The sequence below is a fragment of the Vibrio sp. genome, assembly GCF_048266485.1.
Lineage (GTDB): Bacteria > Pseudomonadota > Gammaproteobacteria > Enterobacterales > Vibrionaceae > Vibrio.
Genome location: NZ_JBLWZK010000001.1, coordinates 314,553 through 330,434 on the forward strand (window position 1 = coordinate 314,553; position 15,882 = coordinate 330,434).

General features: G+C 38.3%; 15 protein-coding genes and 1 tRNA gene. 10 read left to right on the top strand and 6 right to left on the bottom strand.

Annotation, left to right across the window (positions count from 1 at the left end; all coding sequences use genetic code 11):
- Positions 1 to 75: 75 nt before the first annotated feature.
- Both ACN0T8_RS01450 and ACN0T8_RS01455 read left to right on the top strand, forming a co-directional pair.
- Positions 76 to 663: a beta-phosphoglucomutase family hydrolase gene (locus ACN0T8_RS01450; RefSeq protein ID WP_417878903.1), complete on the top strand. Its 588-nt coding sequence runs from the start codon at positions 76 to 78 to the stop codon at positions 661 to 663.
- Between the two features lie 74 nt (positions 664 to 737).
- Positions 738 to 986: a DUF3297 family protein gene (locus tag ACN0T8_RS01455; protein ID WP_237295763.1), complete on the top strand. Its 249-nt coding sequence runs from the start codon at positions 738 to 740 to the stop codon at positions 984 to 986.
- 229 nt (positions 987 to 1,215) lie between these two features.
- Here ACN0T8_RS01455 and ACN0T8_RS01460 read toward each other — a convergent pair whose 3' ends face one another.
- Both ACN0T8_RS01460 and ACN0T8_RS01465 read right to left on the bottom strand, forming a co-directional pair.
- Positions 1,216 to 1,689: an FKBP-type peptidyl-prolyl cis-trans isomerase gene (locus tag ACN0T8_RS01460; RefSeq protein ID WP_417878904.1), complete on the bottom strand. Its 474-nt coding sequence runs from the start codon at positions 1,687 to 1,689 to the stop codon at positions 1,216 to 1,218.
- 9 nt (positions 1,690 to 1,698) lie between these two features.
- Positions 1,699 to 2,325 (bottom strand): thioredoxin domain-containing protein, encoded by a 627-nt coding sequence (locus ACN0T8_RS01465; protein WP_417878905.1) that lies wholly within the window; start codon positions 2,323 to 2,325, stop codon positions 1,699 to 1,701.
- 197 nt (positions 2,326 to 2,522) lie between these two features.
- On the opposite strand from ACN0T8_RS01465, the gene ACN0T8_RS01470 reads away from it, so the two are divergent.
- Positions 2,523 to 3,548 carry a S1 family peptidase gene (locus ACN0T8_RS01470; RefSeq protein WP_417878906.1) on the top strand — a complete coding sequence of 342 codons (1,026 nt, stop codon included), beginning with the start codon at positions 2,523 to 2,525 and terminating at the stop codon, positions 3,546 to 3,548.
- Between the two features lie 68 nt (positions 3,549 to 3,616).
- Here the strand turns inward: ACN0T8_RS01470 and ACN0T8_RS01475 are convergent, their stop codons facing one another.
- Positions 3,617 to 4,117 (bottom strand): CreA family protein, encoded by a 501-nt coding sequence (locus tag ACN0T8_RS01475; RefSeq protein ID WP_417878907.1) that lies wholly within the window; start codon positions 4,115 to 4,117, stop codon positions 3,617 to 3,619.
- Between the two features lie 215 nt (positions 4,118 to 4,332).
- On the opposite strand from ACN0T8_RS01475, the gene ACN0T8_RS01480 reads away from it, so the two are divergent.
- The 3 genes from ACN0T8_RS01480 (at position 4,333) to ACN0T8_RS01490 (ending at position 7,768) form a co-directional block, all read left to right on the top strand.
- Positions 4,333 to 4,878, top strand: a complete 546-nt coding sequence (locus ACN0T8_RS01480) for a flavodoxin (RefSeq protein WP_417878908.1) — start codon at positions 4,333 to 4,335, stop codon at positions 4,876 to 4,878.
- 126 nt (positions 4,879 to 5,004) lie between these two features.
- Positions 5,005 to 5,655 carry a 6-phosphogluconate phosphatase gene (yieH, locus tag ACN0T8_RS01485; protein WP_417878909.1) on the top strand — a complete coding sequence of 217 codons (651 nt, stop codon included), beginning with the start codon at positions 5,005 to 5,007 and terminating at the stop codon, positions 5,653 to 5,655.
- An 814-nt stretch (positions 5,656 to 6,469) separates the two neighbouring features.
- Positions 6,470 to 7,768, top strand: a complete 1,299-nt coding sequence (locus tag ACN0T8_RS01490) for a DEAD/DEAH box helicase (protein WP_417878910.1) — start codon at positions 6,470 to 6,472, stop codon at positions 7,766 to 7,768.
- A gap of 50 nt (positions 7,769 to 7,818) precedes the next feature.
- Here the strand turns inward: ACN0T8_RS01490 and ACN0T8_RS01495 are convergent, their stop codons facing one another.
- The 3 genes from ACN0T8_RS01495 to ACN0T8_RS01505 all read right to left on the bottom strand — a co-directional run bounded on the left by ACN0T8_RS01495 (position 7,819) and on the right by ACN0T8_RS01505 (position 10,288).
- Positions 7,819 to 8,535 (bottom strand): TetR/AcrR family transcriptional regulator, encoded by a 717-nt coding sequence (locus ACN0T8_RS01495; protein WP_417878911.1) that lies wholly within the window; start codon positions 8,533 to 8,535, stop codon positions 7,819 to 7,821.
- Between the two features lie 194 nt (positions 8,536 to 8,729).
- Entirely contained in the window at positions 8,730 to 9,743 is a 1,014-nt protein-coding gene (gene ltaE, locus ACN0T8_RS01500; RefSeq protein ID WP_417878912.1) for a low-specificity L-threonine aldolase, read from the bottom strand.
- 23 nt (positions 9,744 to 9,766) lie between these two features.
- The gene (locus ACN0T8_RS01505) at positions 9,767 to 10,288 is read right to left on the bottom strand and encodes an NUDIX hydrolase (RefSeq protein WP_417878913.1); all 522 of its coding nucleotides are present in this window, start codon (positions 10,286 to 10,288) and stop codon (positions 9,767 to 9,769) included.
- Between the two features lie 198 nt (positions 10,289 to 10,486).
- Here ACN0T8_RS01505 and ACN0T8_RS01510 point away from each other — a divergent pair, with 198 nt between their 5' ends.
- From ACN0T8_RS01510 to ACN0T8_RS01525, 4 genes are all read left to right on the top strand, one after another.
- Positions 10,487 to 12,148: an ATPase RavA domain-containing protein gene (locus ACN0T8_RS01510; RefSeq protein ID WP_417878914.1), complete on the top strand. Its 1,662-nt coding sequence runs from the start codon at positions 10,487 to 10,489 to the stop codon at positions 12,146 to 12,148.
- Between the two features lie 12 nt (positions 12,149 to 12,160).
- Complete coding sequence (gene viaA, locus ACN0T8_RS01515) at positions 12,161 to 13,609, top strand: ATPase RavA stimulator ViaA (protein WP_417878915.1); 1,449 nt, start codon at positions 12,161 to 12,163, stop codon at positions 13,607 to 13,609.
- A 246-nt stretch (positions 13,610 to 13,855) separates the two neighbouring features.
- Positions 13,856 to 13,942: transfer RNA gene (locus tag ACN0T8_RS01520), tRNA-Leu, on the top strand.
- A 153-nt stretch (positions 13,943 to 14,095) separates the two neighbouring features.
- Entirely contained in the window at positions 14,096 to 15,823 is a 1,728-nt protein-coding gene (locus tag ACN0T8_RS01525) for a choice-of-anchor I family protein (RefSeq protein ID WP_417878916.1), read from the top strand.
- The last annotated feature ends 59 nt before the right edge of the window (positions 15,824 to 15,882 follow it).

Here is a 15,882-nt window from a genome sequence, read left to right on the forward strand (position 1 = left end):
GGTATGCTTGCCGAATATACCCCCAAGTGATTTCAAGATGCGAGTTTCAGCAAAAATAAAACAAGAGAGGCACGTATGGCAGTAGATGTTTCTAGTTATAAAGGCTTAATTTTCGATATGGATGGCACCTTAATTGATACCATGCCTTCACATCTACTCGCGTGGAAACAAACGGCGGAAGCATTCAATTTCCCGTTTGATGCAGAATGGATCCACAGCCTAGGTGGAATGCCAACTCAGAAAGTCGCGTTGTTATTGAATGAACGATATCACATTGATATCAATCCTCAAAAGGTTGCTGAAATGAAAACTGGTTTGTTTGCTGGTTTGATTGAGGATGCCAACATCATAAATTGCACTTATGACGTCCTAAAACAATTCTACGGTCAAAAAAAGCTGGCGATTGGAACGGGCAGTAATCAACAAAATGCACTGAGATTATTGGAGCATAATAACTTATTGCCATTAATAGATATCGTCATTACAGCTGCTGATGTTAAAAACCACAAACCTAACCCTGATACCTTTTTATTAGCAGCTGAAAAATTAGGTTTATTGCCTAGTGAGTGCGTCGTTTTTGAAGATACGGAAATAGGGCGACAGGCTGCTTTGTCTGCGGGAATGGCATGTATTATGGTGGTTAATGGTCAGCTAATTGCCTAATGGTAAATACATTATTGAGGTGTTTGTCTACTTAGGTATACAATGGCGCACTTTTAAAAAACTAGGTCAAAATAATGAGCGATACTAATTCAACTCCAGCTTTACCTGATCACCTTTCTGGTAACCCTCGCAGCCCACATTATGTTGCGGAATGTTTTGAGCAACCGATTGGTATCCGTCTTAATGGTAAAGAACGGACTGATGTAGAAGAATACTGTGTTAGTGAGGGTTGGGTGAAAATTGCATCACCGAAAGCAAAAGATCGTTTTGGTCAGCCAATGTTGATTAAATTAAAAGGTGAAGTTGAAGCATTTTATAAGTAATACCAATCAAATTAATTAGATGATCAGAAGTTGCGAAGGAAAAAGCCTTGAGAACAAGGCATAAAATTTGGATAAGTAGTTGCTCTACAATCAAGATTTATAACGTAGTTATCGAGGCTTTTAACAAGCAAGAATGTTCAGATAATTAGTGTGATTGGTATAACGTACGCTAAAATTGAAAAATGCAATACAGTCTCTGGTATTGCATTTTTTGTATCTGTAGTAAGGGTTAATCTAAGATTTCGAGTAGTTCGACATCAAAAATTAGTGTCGCACCTGCTGGGATTGGACCTGAGCCACTTTTTCCATAAGCGATATCATAAGGAATAAATAGACGAACCTTTTCACCTTCTACCATCAATTGTAGGCCTTCTTGCCAACCTTTGATCACTTGATTAAGTTTAAAACTAATTGGTTCTCCACGCTTATAAGAGCTATCAAACTCAGTGCCATCTAACAATGTACCTTGATAATGAACTTTAACTTGGCTCGTTGCAGTAGGGTGAACGGTGCCATTACCTTCTTTTAGCACTAGATATTGCAAGCCACTTTCGGTTTGAATGACACCTTCACGTTGGCTATTTTCCTCTAGAAATTGTTTACCTTGTTCAATATTCACTGCTGCATGTTTTTGATTATTAATGTTGCGATAAATGAAGAATGCAACAAACAATAAAATGATGATAGGAAGTATGATTTTCACGTTAGTTCCTTAAGGTTGTTTGAGTAGAAAATTAATAGTGTGTGCGATTTCCTCGATGTCTTTATGACCGCCAACTAGTACTTCATATTTACCGTTAACAACAAAGGTTGGTACTGAATTAAATTTACCTTGTTTGCTGATTTCCATTGCTTGGTCTAAATAACGGAAGAGTGCTTTTTGTTGTAAGTCATCAAAACTATAAGGGCTGCTCATGTGACGAGAGGTGAAGACTTGATCAATGACTTGTTTTTGTTTTGAAATTGTTGAACCTTCACCTAATTGAATCGCTGCAAATAAATCTTTCATCATGCCTTCATCAGGCTTGTGATTCAATTGCATTACCGCGGCATAATAAATTAAGGCTGCTACTTGTGCTTGATTGTTAAAAGTCACGTGTACTTTGCCAATATCTTGTCCTGTCAGCTTTTCTAGATCAGGAATTGAAGCTTCCATATTTCGACAATGTCCACAAGTTAAAGAAAAAACTTCAGTAACAGGGAGTACTTCCGGTTGAGTTAATGGTGCTGTGAGTTGTTGATATTGCTTACCTTGTTTAGGCGTGTCGGAGTCAGAACATCCGGCAATAAAAAAGGCAGTAACAGTCAGTAAAATGATGTTTTTTAATATTTTTAACATGATGCTCTTCGGCGTTAGGTTAGGTAAATAGATAGCAATTAACTACGTAAAAATATAGAACTTGTAAGAGATGAAAAGTTCCAGAATAAATAAAACTTCTTTTTTATCAATGTGTTCTTAAGTGGTATAAAAGTATACAAATCAACCATAGCTTAGCGTAAACTTGTTCATAATATCGATGGATTTTGTTGGATTTTATGAATAAAAAATTTTTAAATATGGAACGAAAATTAAGTCATTTACTTTCATTTAGTGTCTTCTCTGTGTGTGGATTTTCCTCTTCACTTCATGCGCAAGACACGACTCCAATCATGCCATATATCATCAATGGCTATACGACTTCAACCACATCATTTCCCTATATAGGAGTATTAATCACAGATAGTGTGATTAACAATAAGCGTACTGTAACTCGTTTTTGTGGTGGTACCTTGCTCAATGAACAATATGTGTTAACTGCTGCTCATTGTCTATATACCGATACCCCATCCAAGTTTAAAAATTTAGCGGTGGTATTTAATGTTAATGATGTTGAACAAGATATTTTCAATCAGAAAAACACCTATGCCGCAAAGGAGGTGTATTATTACGATGCTTACAACACCACAACTTTTCAAAATGATATCGCTATTATTAAATTAGAGTTTACGGTCCCTGAAAATATTGTTTCTTCGAACAGTTACGTAGCTGAAGCACCAAATGAAAGCTATCGAGTTGATGGTCAATTATTTACCGTTATAGGTTATGGTAAAATAGGACCACAAGCTGACAGCGCCAATTCTTTAAAAGAGGTTCAAGTCGAATATTTACAACCTGATCAATGTAAGCAGAACTTTAATGTTTCTGATAAGCAAATTTGTGTAACTGGTGAAGAAAAAAATAACTTACATTCTGGTGTTTGTGGCGGAGACTCTGGTGGGCCATTATTGTATGAAGATAATGGACAATCATATCAAGTTGGGATCGTGAGTTTCGGCCCTAAAGAATGTGGCGATCTTAATGTGGCGACTCAAAGCGTTTATACTGAAGTTTATGATTATGCTGATTGGATAGCTAACGTACTAAATGGTAATGAAATTCCTAAATTTGATGTTACTAAACTAAAAGAAGATGACAACAATGAATCTGATTCTTCAGGAAGCAGTGGTGGGACGTTAAACTTCATTTGGTTAGCAGTATTGTTATCACTACTGATCTTTAGAAAGAAAACGAATACAAAGTAGTCATAAAAAAGCAGCGAATATCTTTATGTTATTCGCTGCTTTTTAGCAATTTTCTAGGTTTAACGTTTTTAGCCGTTATTTTGTTTGGCTATTTTTTCAGCTTCAATTTGTGCTGGTGTTTTGTAAGCTTTCGTTTTCCAAAGAGGTACTGTTGATAGGCTATGTTTGTAACTACCTTGAATTTCTTTGGTACTGTATGAAAGATATAACAAGGTTTGTGAACTTTGGTCATAAATGCGGCGTATCTTCAAAGTTTTAAATAACACACTTTTTGACTTTTTAAAGACCACTTCGCCTGACTTCGATTTATCAATTTTAGCTATCATGTCTGACGTTATTTCGCCGGTTTGACGACATGAAATCCCCATATCAGAAGGGTCAGCAAAATCTAAATTGGCTTCTACATTAGAGATATGGCAAGTAACACCCGTCACAATAGGGTCAGATAACACTTCAATTTTAATGTCTTTGGTGGTGAAAATTCCCAAAGAGACATCTCCCACTTCATTTTTATCACAAGCAGTAAGTGACAGTGTAATGGCAGATAAAAGCACAAGTTTCTTTATCATGTTCCTTTCCTTTGGAATAAATCAGTAGTTGTTCATCGAAAAAACATTTAATAATAGTTAAAGTCTATCATAGCCCATCTATAGTAATGAAAAATAAATTCAATGGCTTGCTATCACTAGCCCCTATAGTCTTGAGCTGTTAGGATGACACCATTCGTACGGTTAAAATCGTACTCACGTGTTCAAAGCGGCAACGAATGTCGCTGAGGTAAAATATGCAATCTCAAATCGACAGTTATATTTCGTCTAAAAATCATTGGCTATCTCAACAAGTTGATGTCGAGTATCCGACACCAGAAAGTATAATGGGACGAAAGCTATATTTAGAAGCTCAACAAAATATAAAATATAACGTATCTGAGATTGAATCATTACTAAGTAACAAAGCTAAGCTAAGTAACAAAGTAGGGTTGGATATTATTGAAGTCGATTTTCATCGATTAACCATTATATTTTCAGTTCTTCAAGCATCCCAACTGTCCAGTGACCCAGAAGAGCAAGGGCTTATTATCGAGTTTCTTACACAAATAATTCTTGATGACGAATATCAACTCTTCTTAGGGTTTGATAATGGTGAAGCCGTTTCAGCTCTGATTTGTAAAACTGATCTCGATGATCACGTTGCAGTTTTAACCGATATTGTCATTTCAGAAAACGCTCAAGGCTCATTTGAGATGAAGGATTTTTCATCAGATGTTTTACAGTATTTAATATCAAAATCTATGATAATACATACGGTTATTCACCCTGATTGGGTATAAATAGTGATCTTGTTATAATTTTTAAATTTTAATTCTGTTTGAGATAACACAAAATTTAATCGATTCTGTCCTTTTTTAGATAAACATCGACACTGAATATATTGAAATAAAAGAATAGGTGCGATGATGGATACGGATAAGATAAAATGTGTCATCTTTGACTGTGATGGAACATTAGTCGACAGTGAACGTTTATGTTGCCAAGCGCTGGTAAACGTGTTTGCAAGTTATGGTGCCGACATTAGCTTTGAACAATGTATGAACAATTTTCAGGGTGGAAAAATGTTCGATATATTGAAAGACACCAGTCAAGCCGCAGGTTTAAGTATTCCTATGGAAGTGTTAGAACCTAAATACCGTGAACAAGTAAAACAACTTTTTGATGAACAACTTCAACCCATTCCACATGCAAAACAGACCGTCGAATATTTGACTCAAAAAGGCATTGCTGTTTGTGTGGCTTCTAATGGACCACAAAGTAAAATGCAACATTCTCTTGCACTAACAGGAATGCTGCCTATTTTTGAAAATAAGATTTTTAGTGCTTTTGATATTAATAGCTGGAAACCAGACCCTGATCTATTATTGTTTGCTGTTATGCAAATGGGATTCTTGCTTGAAGAGTGTATGTTTGTTGATGACACCGAGAATGGTGTTTACGCGGGTATTAATGCGGGATTGAAGACAATTTATTATTCTCCCGTTGGTAGTAATATAGATGCTCCACAAGTAACAACGGTCAAGTGTCTAACTGAATTACAGCGATGGTTTAGTTAACTTCCTTTTCAACTAAACCGTAGTAATAAGTTTGATGAAATATCTGAAAAACCTTTATCGATAAGTACAGAGACTAATGCAGGGTAGGAACGGATTTTATAAGGTGGACTTCCAAGTTAGTTGTTTTTGGTAATCTGTTTTTAATTTCTATTGGAACTGGCCCACATTCAACGCAAATCAATACGTCCTGATCTTCTGACAGCAAAAATTCATCACTTGAACAAATTGGGCAGCAGCTAATTTCCGAATCCTCGTAAAGAGAGGTATCGTTGTTGTTTTTCTTCATTATAAATCCCTCTTTTATCTTTATACAGTATGCGCATATCAATAAAAGTGTGCATAAGTTTCCTGTTATTGAGCGGTAATAAAGCGACTGGTTTACAGCAACCCACTTTAACTTTAGCACTCAGTTACATTGTATTAAGATAAGTGTCGCAAAAATCAAATAGTCAAGGTTGGCAGTATACTTAACTATGATTCAAAATGTTTATTTAATCACCAGATCATACCAGTTATAAATGTCACTTGGATATAAGGAATAATCTGAATTGTTTAGCGCACCCACATATTAATAGCACCTTTACGCCCTTGAAAGAATGTCACACCGCAGCCTTAGAATGGGGCCTTTAAATGATTATGGTGGCGCTTTAATCGCACATTATGAAGAGTTACATGCGGTGTTCTTTCAGTTTTATCCTGATGTGCTTAGTAATACAAGAGTTTCATCGATAAACATCAACAGTCGTGAGCTTAAGTTTGATAGAATAAACGCCTCAGTTTAGTTTCATTTTTTATTTATCGTATTAGGCTCTCTATGTCGTTTGTAACCTTAGGTTTATCTCCCCAAATTTGCCAAACCTTATCGGATCTTGGCTTTAAAACGCCAACAGATATTCAACAACAAGCCATTCCCCAAATATTAGAAGGCAAGGACGTGCTTGCTAGTGCACAAACCGGAACAGGGAAAACGGCTGCGTTTGGTTTGCCTATCATTCAACAGTTATTAGATAGAAATAATAATTTAGGTAGCCCTGATTTAAATGGAAACAATAATATTGCTGAGTCTGAAGACCATCCGCAGAAAAAAACGTTTGGGGCAGCCGTTAAAGCATTGATTTTGACCCCAACACGAGAGCTCGCTCAACAAGTCTACGACAATCTTGAATCTTATAACCAAGGTTTGAAAATTGTCGTGGTTTATGGCGGAACCAGCATGAGCGTGCAAACTAAAAACTTAAACGCTGGGGCTGATATTGTAGTGGCGACTCCTGGCCGTTTACTTGACCATCTTTTTGTTGGCAATTTACACTTACAGCAAACTCAAACACTAGTACTTGATGAAGCCGACCGCATGATGGATATGGGGTTCATGCCGGATCTACAACGAATCTTGCGCCGAATGAGCCAAGAAAAGCAGACATTATTCTTCTCGGCAACCTTTACTAAGCGCATTCGAGAAGTGGCTTATAATCTGCTCAATGATGCGGTTGAGATCCAAATTGCTTCGGAAAATAGCACTGCAGAAACCGTGGAACAAATAGTCTACCCGGTGAATAAATCGCGTAAACGTGAGCTTCTGTCTTATCTGATTGGCTCTAGAAATTGGCAACAAGTTCTGGTATTCACTAAAACGAAACAAACTTCGGATGTGTTAGCCAAAGAACTCAAGCTAGATGGCATTGAGGCGGCGTCTATCAATGGTGATAAAAGCCAAGGGGCAAGGCAAAAAGCATTAGATGATTTTAAATCAGGAAAAGTAAGAGCGTTAATTGCTACCGATGTTGCGGCGCGTGGATTAGACATTCAGCAACTACCGCACGTGGTTAACTATGAATTGCCTTTCCAAGCGGAAGACTATGTTCACCGGATAGGAAGAACTGGACGAGCAGGAGAGAAGGGACAAGCAATTTCTTTAATGTGCCCACAAGAGCAATATTTATTAGATGCGATTGAAACCTTGCTTGATACACGTCTACCTCAACAATGGCTGCCGGGCTATGAGCCAACATTTGAAGAAGAGGAAACTCAAACTAAACGCCGTAGTCGTTCTTCAGAAAAGAGAAAGCTAAAAGCAAAATTGAAGATACACAGCTCTCGAGGCAAACGTCGATAATAGATATTGGTTATTAGTAGCTACTGGTTATTAATATCTATTGGTTACCACTACCCACCGGATTCTTTGGGTGGTGGTACAATAATTTCATCTAAGCAGCTCGGTGATTCAATATATTCATTGGCAATATACAGCTGGCTTGCTAGTAGTTGGCTAAATTGTTGCCAATGAGCAAATAGCGCAGATTGACGATCGTCAGATTCAAATGCGTGTAACATCAAAGGATCTAACGTACTTGCCGCATGAGAGTACATTGAAGCTTGCCAACGTAACGTCCTAGACGTAAGTGGGGAGTCTGGATGATCTTGTTTAAACTCTTGTATTAAACCATCAATCAGTTGGTTGTTTTTACGGCTTGGCTCTAAGAAGTAGTTCACCATATTCTTTTCTTGTCGAACCGCGTCGGCGAGGAAAGTAATGGCACGTGAGTCATGTAAGCTACAAGCTAGAACACGATTCATCAGCATATATAACTGAACATTTGCCGGTAGGTTTTGTGGCAGAGAGTCAATAATATATTGGAAGTACTCTTGAAAGTGCTGGTAGATATGATCACTAATATGCTGCCAAATCTTCTCTTTGCTACCAAAGTGATAACGCAGCAAACTATGAGATACATTAGCTCGCTCACTGATTTGACGTAGGGATACTTTTTTATAGCCATACTGACAAAAAAGCTCCGCAGCAATATCTAAAATGGCTTTTTTGGTCTGCTTAGCTTCTTGAGCGGAGCGGCGACCTTGCTTTTTTTCAGTGACAGAGCTCAATCTACTACCAACATCGTTATTTAGTGTTTATTCAACCAATATTTCTTTGTCATTATATACCGAAGTAAGAAAATTCTTCAGCTATTTCACGGGGAGATGCGCTATAAGTTATAGCGTTAAATAAGGCATAACATTAAAAATTAAGTAGGTGTGAACATGCCTACTTAATTTATATGCACACCTATCTATTCCACCTAATCCGCAGTAATAAAACGACGAATACGTTCTATTAAGATATCAACATCACTGGCTTGAACATCATTGTGTAAAACAAAACGGAGAGGGTTTCCGAGGCTAATAATAATGCCTTCTTTCTTCAACTGAGATTGCATGGCATGTGTATCAATATGTGGCGCTAATTTAGCAAAGACAATATTGGTTTGTACATGATCTACGTTAATATTAAAGCCATCTAATTCAGATAAACCAATCGCCAACCTTTTAGCATTATTATGATCGGTTTGTAGACGGTTGACTTGTTCTGTTAACGCAATTTTACCCGCAGCCGCCAAAATGCCAGCTTGACGCATACCGCCACCAAGCATCTTACGAATACGTCGTGCTTTGGTGATGAACTCTTTGGTACCTAATAGAAGTGAACCCACCGGAGCGGATAGTCCTTTTGAAAGACAAATTGTCATAGAATCAAAATGACAAGCGATCTCTTTGATATCAACATTTAATGCCACAGCAGCGTTATAAACACGAGCACCATCTAAATGGAGTTGTAAGTTATGACGTTGAGTAAATTCACGAGCTTGACGTAAATAGTCAAGCGGCAGTACTTTGCCATTAATGGTATTTTCCAAGCTTAATAGCTTAGTTTGTGCAAAGTGAATATCATCGGGCTTAATCGCTTGTTCAAGCTTTGTAAAACAAAGCGTCCCATCGGGCTCATTCTGGATTGGTTGAGGTTGAATCGAACCGAGCACCGCTGCGCCGCCGCCTTCAAACTTATAGTTATGAGCTTGTTGACCACACAAGTACTCCTCACCACGACCACAATGAGACATTAAGCCGAGTAAGTTAGCTTGTGTTCCTGAACTAGTAAAAATTGCGGCTTCAAAACCATGACGCTCTGCTGCCCAGATTTCTAAAGCATTAATTGTAGGGTCATCCCCATATACATCATCGCCTACAATTGCATTTGCCATCGCGATACGCATCGCTTCCGTAGGTTGAGTAACCGTATCTGAACGAAAGTCCATATCATTTCCTTAAAATTAAATAGCTAAACTAAAAAACCACACAGTTTTGCTTTGCTTAAACACGCTATGGTTTTTCCATCGGTGATCTCATCAGTTTTGATCCAGTTCTCAATATCATTTAATGAAACCTTAATGACATTAATCACCTCATCATCATCTGGTGATAACGATTGATTCGGAGATAAGCCTTTAGCAACAAATAAATACTGAATCTCATCACAGAATCCTGCTAGAGGTGAGCATTGTCCCAAAGGTTTAAAATGTTGAGCGCTATAGCCGGTTTCTTCAATTAATTCTCGTCTTGCACATTCTATTGGGCTTTCATTATCTTCAATGGTTCCGGCTGGAAGTTCTAAAATCCATTTATTTAATGAGGGACGAAATTGTCGTAGTAATAAAATATTACCATCATCCGTAATAGGTAAAATAACCGCCGCGCCAGGGTGGATAATTGTGGTATGACGAATAGACTTGCCATTAGGCAGATCCACATCAATCTCCGCCAATTGAATATTTTTCCAACGGTGTAAAACAGTATGGTTCATAATGATTACTCATATGTACTTGCGAGATTAAATGCAGGTTACCAAAAGGATTGATGGATTACACTGTCCACACTTAAGTAACTTGGGTACAGACCTCATTAAAATGAATAAGCTAATTGATCCATAATAAAAAAATGATTCACCTTTCGGTCAGAATAAGACAAAGTGTTAGTAAGGAAATATTTAGAAGAGGGATGCATGGAAAGCGCACAAAAAAGAACCGCTACAGAACGTTCATTGTTATCAGAAAGAATCAATAAATTGGTTCAAGCGCTGTCCGATGGTGTTTACGAGCGAGAAGACACCATTAAACTATGTTTATTGGCCGCGTTATCCGGTGAAAGTGTTTTTTTACTTGGCCCTCCGGGGATTGCTAAAAGCCTCATTGCTAAGCGTTTGATTCAAGCCTTTGAAAGCAATAGCTACTTTGAATACTTGATGACACGATTTTCTACCCCAGAAGAAGTCTTTGGCCCACTAAGCATTCAAGAATTAAAAGACAATGGACGCTATGTTCGTCTTACGGATGGATATTTACCGACCTCACAAGTGGTGTTTTTAGATGAGATCTGGAAAGCAGGTCCGGCGATACTAAATACACTACTTACCGTGGTAAATGAAAAAACCTTCAAAAATGGCAGTGATATTGAACCTATACCAATGCGCTTATTGATTACTGCATCCAATGAACTTCCAAATCAAGACAGTGGTCTCGAAGCATTATATGATCGTATGTTGGTTCGTGTTTTCGTTAACCGTATTCAAAACAAGCAAAACTTCCACTCGATGTTAACGGTTGGGACTCCGCAAGAAGCGAAGCTTCCAGAAGGGCTCGCCATTAAAGATGAAGAGTACTATCGCTGGTTAACTGAACTTGATCAACTAGAGCTCTCTGAAAGTACCTTTGAGCAACTTTACTACTTAAAATCTAAGCTTGAAGCAAAAGAGCAAGCATCTTCATCGACGGCAGTAGAAAGTGATTTATATGTGTCAGACCGTCGCTGGAAAAAGGCGGTTAAGCTACTAAAAGCCAGCGCCTACTTTAATGGTAGAGATAGCATTAACGCGCTTGATTTACTGCTACTGCAAGATTGCTTATGGAATTCACCACAATCTCGTTTAATTGTTCGTGAATGTATTGCTGAGTTCGCGAGTGAACAAGCCTATCATCAGGGGGCTTTACGGGCTCAAATTGAACAAAAGCAGAGTAAATTAGCCGAGTTGGATAAATCGAACACTCAGCGATTCGCTATGGCTTTATCGTCGGATGTAGAAGGGACGATTCGCCGCAAAAATATTTATCAATATGACTTATCAAAAGCTAAAAAATACCGCGTCGGTAATACATCGGATTTAGTTAAGCTTGTTCTATTAGAAACCAACATGTCAGTGACCAACCACGATACCGGTGATAGTCGCTGGGTTTACATTCCTTATAAAGAGCTAGAGCAAATTATTAAAGATGGCGGTGGGGAAGCGTATGGTTTTGTGAATAAAAAAACCAATCTATGCCGCTTCCAATTTGATGTAGATGTAGAACAGCGTTTAGTCATTAAAGATATAGGCAACCGTGCCATTACCATTACACTGGCAACCGAGCAAGGTTTTGATCCTGATGTAGTCACACAGTGGCAATCAACAACCGAGTCAGTAGTGAAAGAATTGACTCGCTTAGATTTCGATGTACGTAAGGCTCGTGAAGCGTTTCACTCTAGTTTACCTCATAGCTTCTTGGATAAAGCTTTATTACTACAAATCGAATCAAGCATTCAAGAGCTTACTCAGCTTACTGACGCGATCAAACAAAAAACCGATGAGGCGATGGAACAAGTTCATCGCTTGCAAGAAGCATTTGAGTAATGAGCGATTATCATGCTTGGAATTGATGCTTTAGATATTGCGGTTTTATTAGCCGATGCTGAAATGATTGAAGTGGCCTTACAAGATTTAATGGGCCGATCTCAGTTATTGCCTTTGGTTGAGGAAAATAAAAGTGTTCGAGGGATGGTTAAATCGCAACTTAAACGCTGGAAAAGTAAAGTTGCCGCTAAGGTTGATAACATTCCCCATACCAAAGAAATCAAACAAGAATTGGCGTTATACCAGGAAGTCATTCATTGGAGCGAAGTGGAGTTTATAGCGAAAATTGACACGCTGCTTGAGCAATTACAATCGTGTTCAGAGTTTTATCCTGACGCTAAAAAAATCTTGTCATCCTCCAATGCTAAATTGAACCCCATGTTGCCTCACTATTTTTGTCAGCAGTGGTATAACCGCATTGTAAGTAATGTTCAGAAAATTCAAGAGTCTCAACTGGAACTAGAAAAGCAAGAAGAACTCAAACAGCTACGTAAACGTTTAGAAAATATAAAGAAAATGGAACAACTTTGCCCCAATGAAGATGCTGGAACTATTGCTGGACGAATGTGGGACATGACTAATATCAGCTTATCAAAAAGTGATTGGTCCGTAATGAAAGAGCAGGCCGATTTTTTAAACAAGCATCCAAAGTTAAAAGATATTGCGGAGCAATTAGGTCGAATGGCCAACCAAAAGGATTCTAATGAGCCGCCTAGTTATTGTGAGGGGATTCGTTTTGAAGAAGAAAACTCTCAACAAGCGACTGACGATATTGTTGGTATTCACGAAAGTGATGATTTAAATAAACTACTCCCTAATGAGCTGTTATTTCTTACCTATCCAGAACTCGAAGTAGTGTTTTATAAACACCTGATTGATAAACGCTTGATGAATTACCAGATGGAAGGAAAAGCCCATTCATCGAAGAAAGTCACGGCAATGGAACCTATTCCCGCTAAAGTCGAAAATGATACCGGCCCATTCATTATTTGTGTCGATGCATCTGGCTCAATGCGTGGCTTTCCTGAGCAATGTGTAAAAGCTATTGCCTTTGCGTTAATGCAGATAGCCTTGGCTGAAGACCGTGACTGTTATGTAGTGTTATTTTCTACAGACTACATCACTTATCAACTAACCAAACAAGATGGGCTAAGGGAAGCGAGTGACTTTCTTTCCTATACATTTCATGGTGGTACCGACTTAGAGCCTGCCATTTCAGAAGCAATAAAACAAATGCAAGGAGACAAGTATCAACATGCTGATTTGGTTATTTTGTCTGACTTTATTGCCCCAAAACAATCCAAAGCTATGATCCAGCAAGTTGAAGCACTAAAGCAAAGAAATAACCGTTTCCATGCAATAAGTTTATCAAAGTACGGAAACCCAGAATTGATGAATATCTTTGACCATGTATGGTCTTATATGCCTAGTCTGGGACAAAAATTGGTAAAGCAAAAGTAGGATACTCATCAAAGTTTATTAGCATTTTAGGAAGTTTGGTTGGATTTTTGAGCATTCAAGCTAAAAAGATTAAATTTATTATTGACTCAATCGCTCAGTCCAGTAAAGTAACAAACATTGTTTAAACAGCTGATTCTTTACTGTTTAATAAACTATTTATTAACATGGCAAATGTGATGTTAAAGATGGTGTCTTAACTTTTCATTTAACTGCTAAATGGTTAGGCGCATCGCAAAAGAATTGCGTGCCCTGGTGGTGGAATTGGTAGACACAAGGGATTTAAAATCCCTCGGCGTTCGCGCTGTGCCGGTTCAAGTCCGGCCCGGGGCACCATCTATATCAAAGGCTTACCGATTTCGGTAGGTCTTTTTTATTTCTCATATCTCAAAATTTCTTCTCGTAATCAAATCGAAATATTGCTGTCATTTAACATTCAAATATAACCTAGAGCATAGTGTTTTCATTATCCAAGGAAGATAGAACACAATGAACACTAAGTTATTACCTGTATTATCTGTATTAGCACTCAATCTCTCTGCTTTTCCTAGTTACGCACTTACGATGGATCTGGTCGGGCGTTATCAAACGGGAATTTATGGTGAAGCTGGCGCCGAAATTATCGACTATCATCAAAGTACACAATCAGCTTACGTGGTTAACGGTGCGAAAAACCGCATTGATATTATTAAGTTAGATAACTTATCTTCGGAAGCGATTAAAAATTCGTATACTGCCAACACATTAAAAGCAAACCAATTAACCCTACCTAAAGAAGTGGTCACCGCAAATAATCAAACTATGCAACTAGGTGCGGCTAACTCATTAAGCATCTATGGTGACTGGTTAGCGGTGGCAGCCGCGAATAAAGAGAAACAAGAAAATGGTGCCATTCTTTTCTATCACATTAAAGCTGACCAGCCAAAGCTGATTAAATCCGTTGAAGTTGGCGCTTTACCCGATATGGTGACATTTACTCCAGATGGTTCAAAGGTCGTGGTTGCCAATGAAGGGGAGCCGACGAATGATTACCAGCATGATCCTGTTGGCAGTATTGGCGTGATTGATTTCAATAATAACGGCCCTGTTGATACCGCTGTTTTACTTATGTTTGATAAATTTGAAAAACAAAAAGAACAGCTGATAAAACAAGGATTCAAATACGCGAGTCCAAAAGGACACTCACTAGCACAAGATATTGAGCCAGAATACATTACTGTCAGTGCTGATAGCCGTTATGCTTGGGTTTCCTTACAAGATAATAATGCTTTAGCTAAAGTCGATTTAGAAAAAAGTAATATTGATGCGATTTACCCATTAGGTCTGAAAGATTATGGCTTAGAAAAGAATGGGATTGATGCAAGCGATAAAGATAAGGCGATTAACATCCAACCGTGGCAAGGGGTTTATGGTTTATATCAACCCGATACGATTCATAGTTATACCGTTAACGGAAAGAGTTACATTGTCACGGCTAATGAAGGCGATTCACGAGATTGGTGGTTTGAGGCGAGCGATAAGCAAACCTGTATCGATGCCGGCGGTGAAAAGTATGATGAAGAAGATGGCTGCCTAGCCTACAGTGAAGAAACTCGAGCAGCAAAATTACCGTTAGCTGACAATAACCCAGCAAAACAAAACATGAGTAAACAAGCGCTTGGTCGTCTTAAAGTGACAAAAGCAATGGGGGATGAAAATGCTGACGGTTTGTATGAGAAAGTTGTCAGTTTCGGTGCTCGATCGTTCTCTATTTGGGATGAACAGGGGCTACAAATTTTTGATAGTGGAAATGAGTTTGCCAATGTGATTGCCGAACGTTTTCCAGATACCTTCAACACTAACGAGACTGAAAACAAAATGGACAATCGCTCTGACGATAAAGGCTCAGAGCCTGAAGCGCTTGCAATAGGGGAAATAGATGGCAAGACCTACGCTTTTATAGGCTTAGAGCGTATGGGTGGCATCATGATTTATGATATCAGCCAACCAAATCAATCTAAGTTTGTCGATTATCAGTTGAATCGCGATTTGACCGTTGATTTTGAAATAGACGATTCAACCCAGCCAATCACTTTAAAAGGTGATTATGAAAAAGCGGGGGATTTAGCGCCAGAAGGTATGCGTTTTATAAGTAAGCAAAAAAGCCCAACCAATCAAGCATTGTTACTGGTAGCAAATGAGGTAAGTGGTAGTGTGTCAGTCTATCAACTCAAATAAAGCGACCTAGAGACCAAATACTTAAATACCTGATTATAAGAGTAAGCCTTGTTGAGATA

What these genes read in the sequence shown, in the direction of transcription:
- ACN0T8_RS01450 (WP_417878903.1), top strand. Translation starts at nt 76, where the DNA reads ATGGCAGTAGATGTTTCTAGTTATAAAGGCTTAATTTTCGATATGGAT.
- ACN0T8_RS01455 (WP_237295763.1), top strand. Translation starts at nt 738, where the DNA reads ATGAGCGATACTAATTCAACTCCAGCTTTACCTGATCACCTTTCTGGT.
- ACN0T8_RS01465 (WP_417878905.1), bottom strand. Translation starts at nt 2,325, where the DNA reads ATGTTAAAAATATTAAAAAACATCATTTTACTGACTGTTACTGCCTTT.
- ACN0T8_RS01470 (WP_417878906.1), top strand. Translation starts at nt 2,523, where the DNA reads ATGAATAAAAAATTTTTAAATATGGAACGAAAATTAAGTCATTTACTT.
- ACN0T8_RS01475 (WP_417878907.1), bottom strand. Translation starts at nt 4,117, where the DNA reads ATGATAAAGAAACTTGTGCTTTTATCTGCCATTACACTGTCACTTACT.
- ACN0T8_RS01480 (WP_417878908.1), top strand. Translation starts at nt 4,333, where the DNA reads ATGCAATCTCAAATCGACAGTTATATTTCGTCTAAAAATCATTGGCTA.
- yieH (WP_417878909.1), top strand. Translation starts at nt 5,005, where the DNA reads ATGGATACGGATAAGATAAAATGTGTCATCTTTGACTGTGATGGAACA.
- ACN0T8_RS01490 (WP_417878910.1), top strand. Translation starts at nt 6,470, where the DNA reads ATGTCGTTTGTAACCTTAGGTTTATCTCCCCAAATTTGCCAAACCTTA.
- ltaE (WP_417878912.1), bottom strand. Translation starts at nt 9,743, where the DNA reads ATGGACTTTCGTTCAGATACGGTTACTCAACCTACGGAAGCGATGCGT.
- ACN0T8_RS01505 (WP_417878913.1), bottom strand. Translation starts at nt 10,288, where the DNA reads ATGAACCATACTGTTTTACACCGTTGGAAAAATATTCAATTGGCGGAG.
- ACN0T8_RS01510 (WP_417878914.1), top strand. Translation starts at nt 10,487, where the DNA reads ATGGAAAGCGCACAAAAAAGAACCGCTACAGAACGTTCATTGTTATCA.
- viaA (WP_417878915.1), top strand. Translation starts at nt 12,161, where the DNA reads ATGCTTGGAATTGATGCTTTAGATATTGCGGTTTTATTAGCCGATGCT.
- ACN0T8_RS01525 (WP_417878916.1), top strand. Translation starts at nt 14,096, where the DNA reads ATGAACACTAAGTTATTACCTGTATTATCTGTATTAGCACTCAATCTC.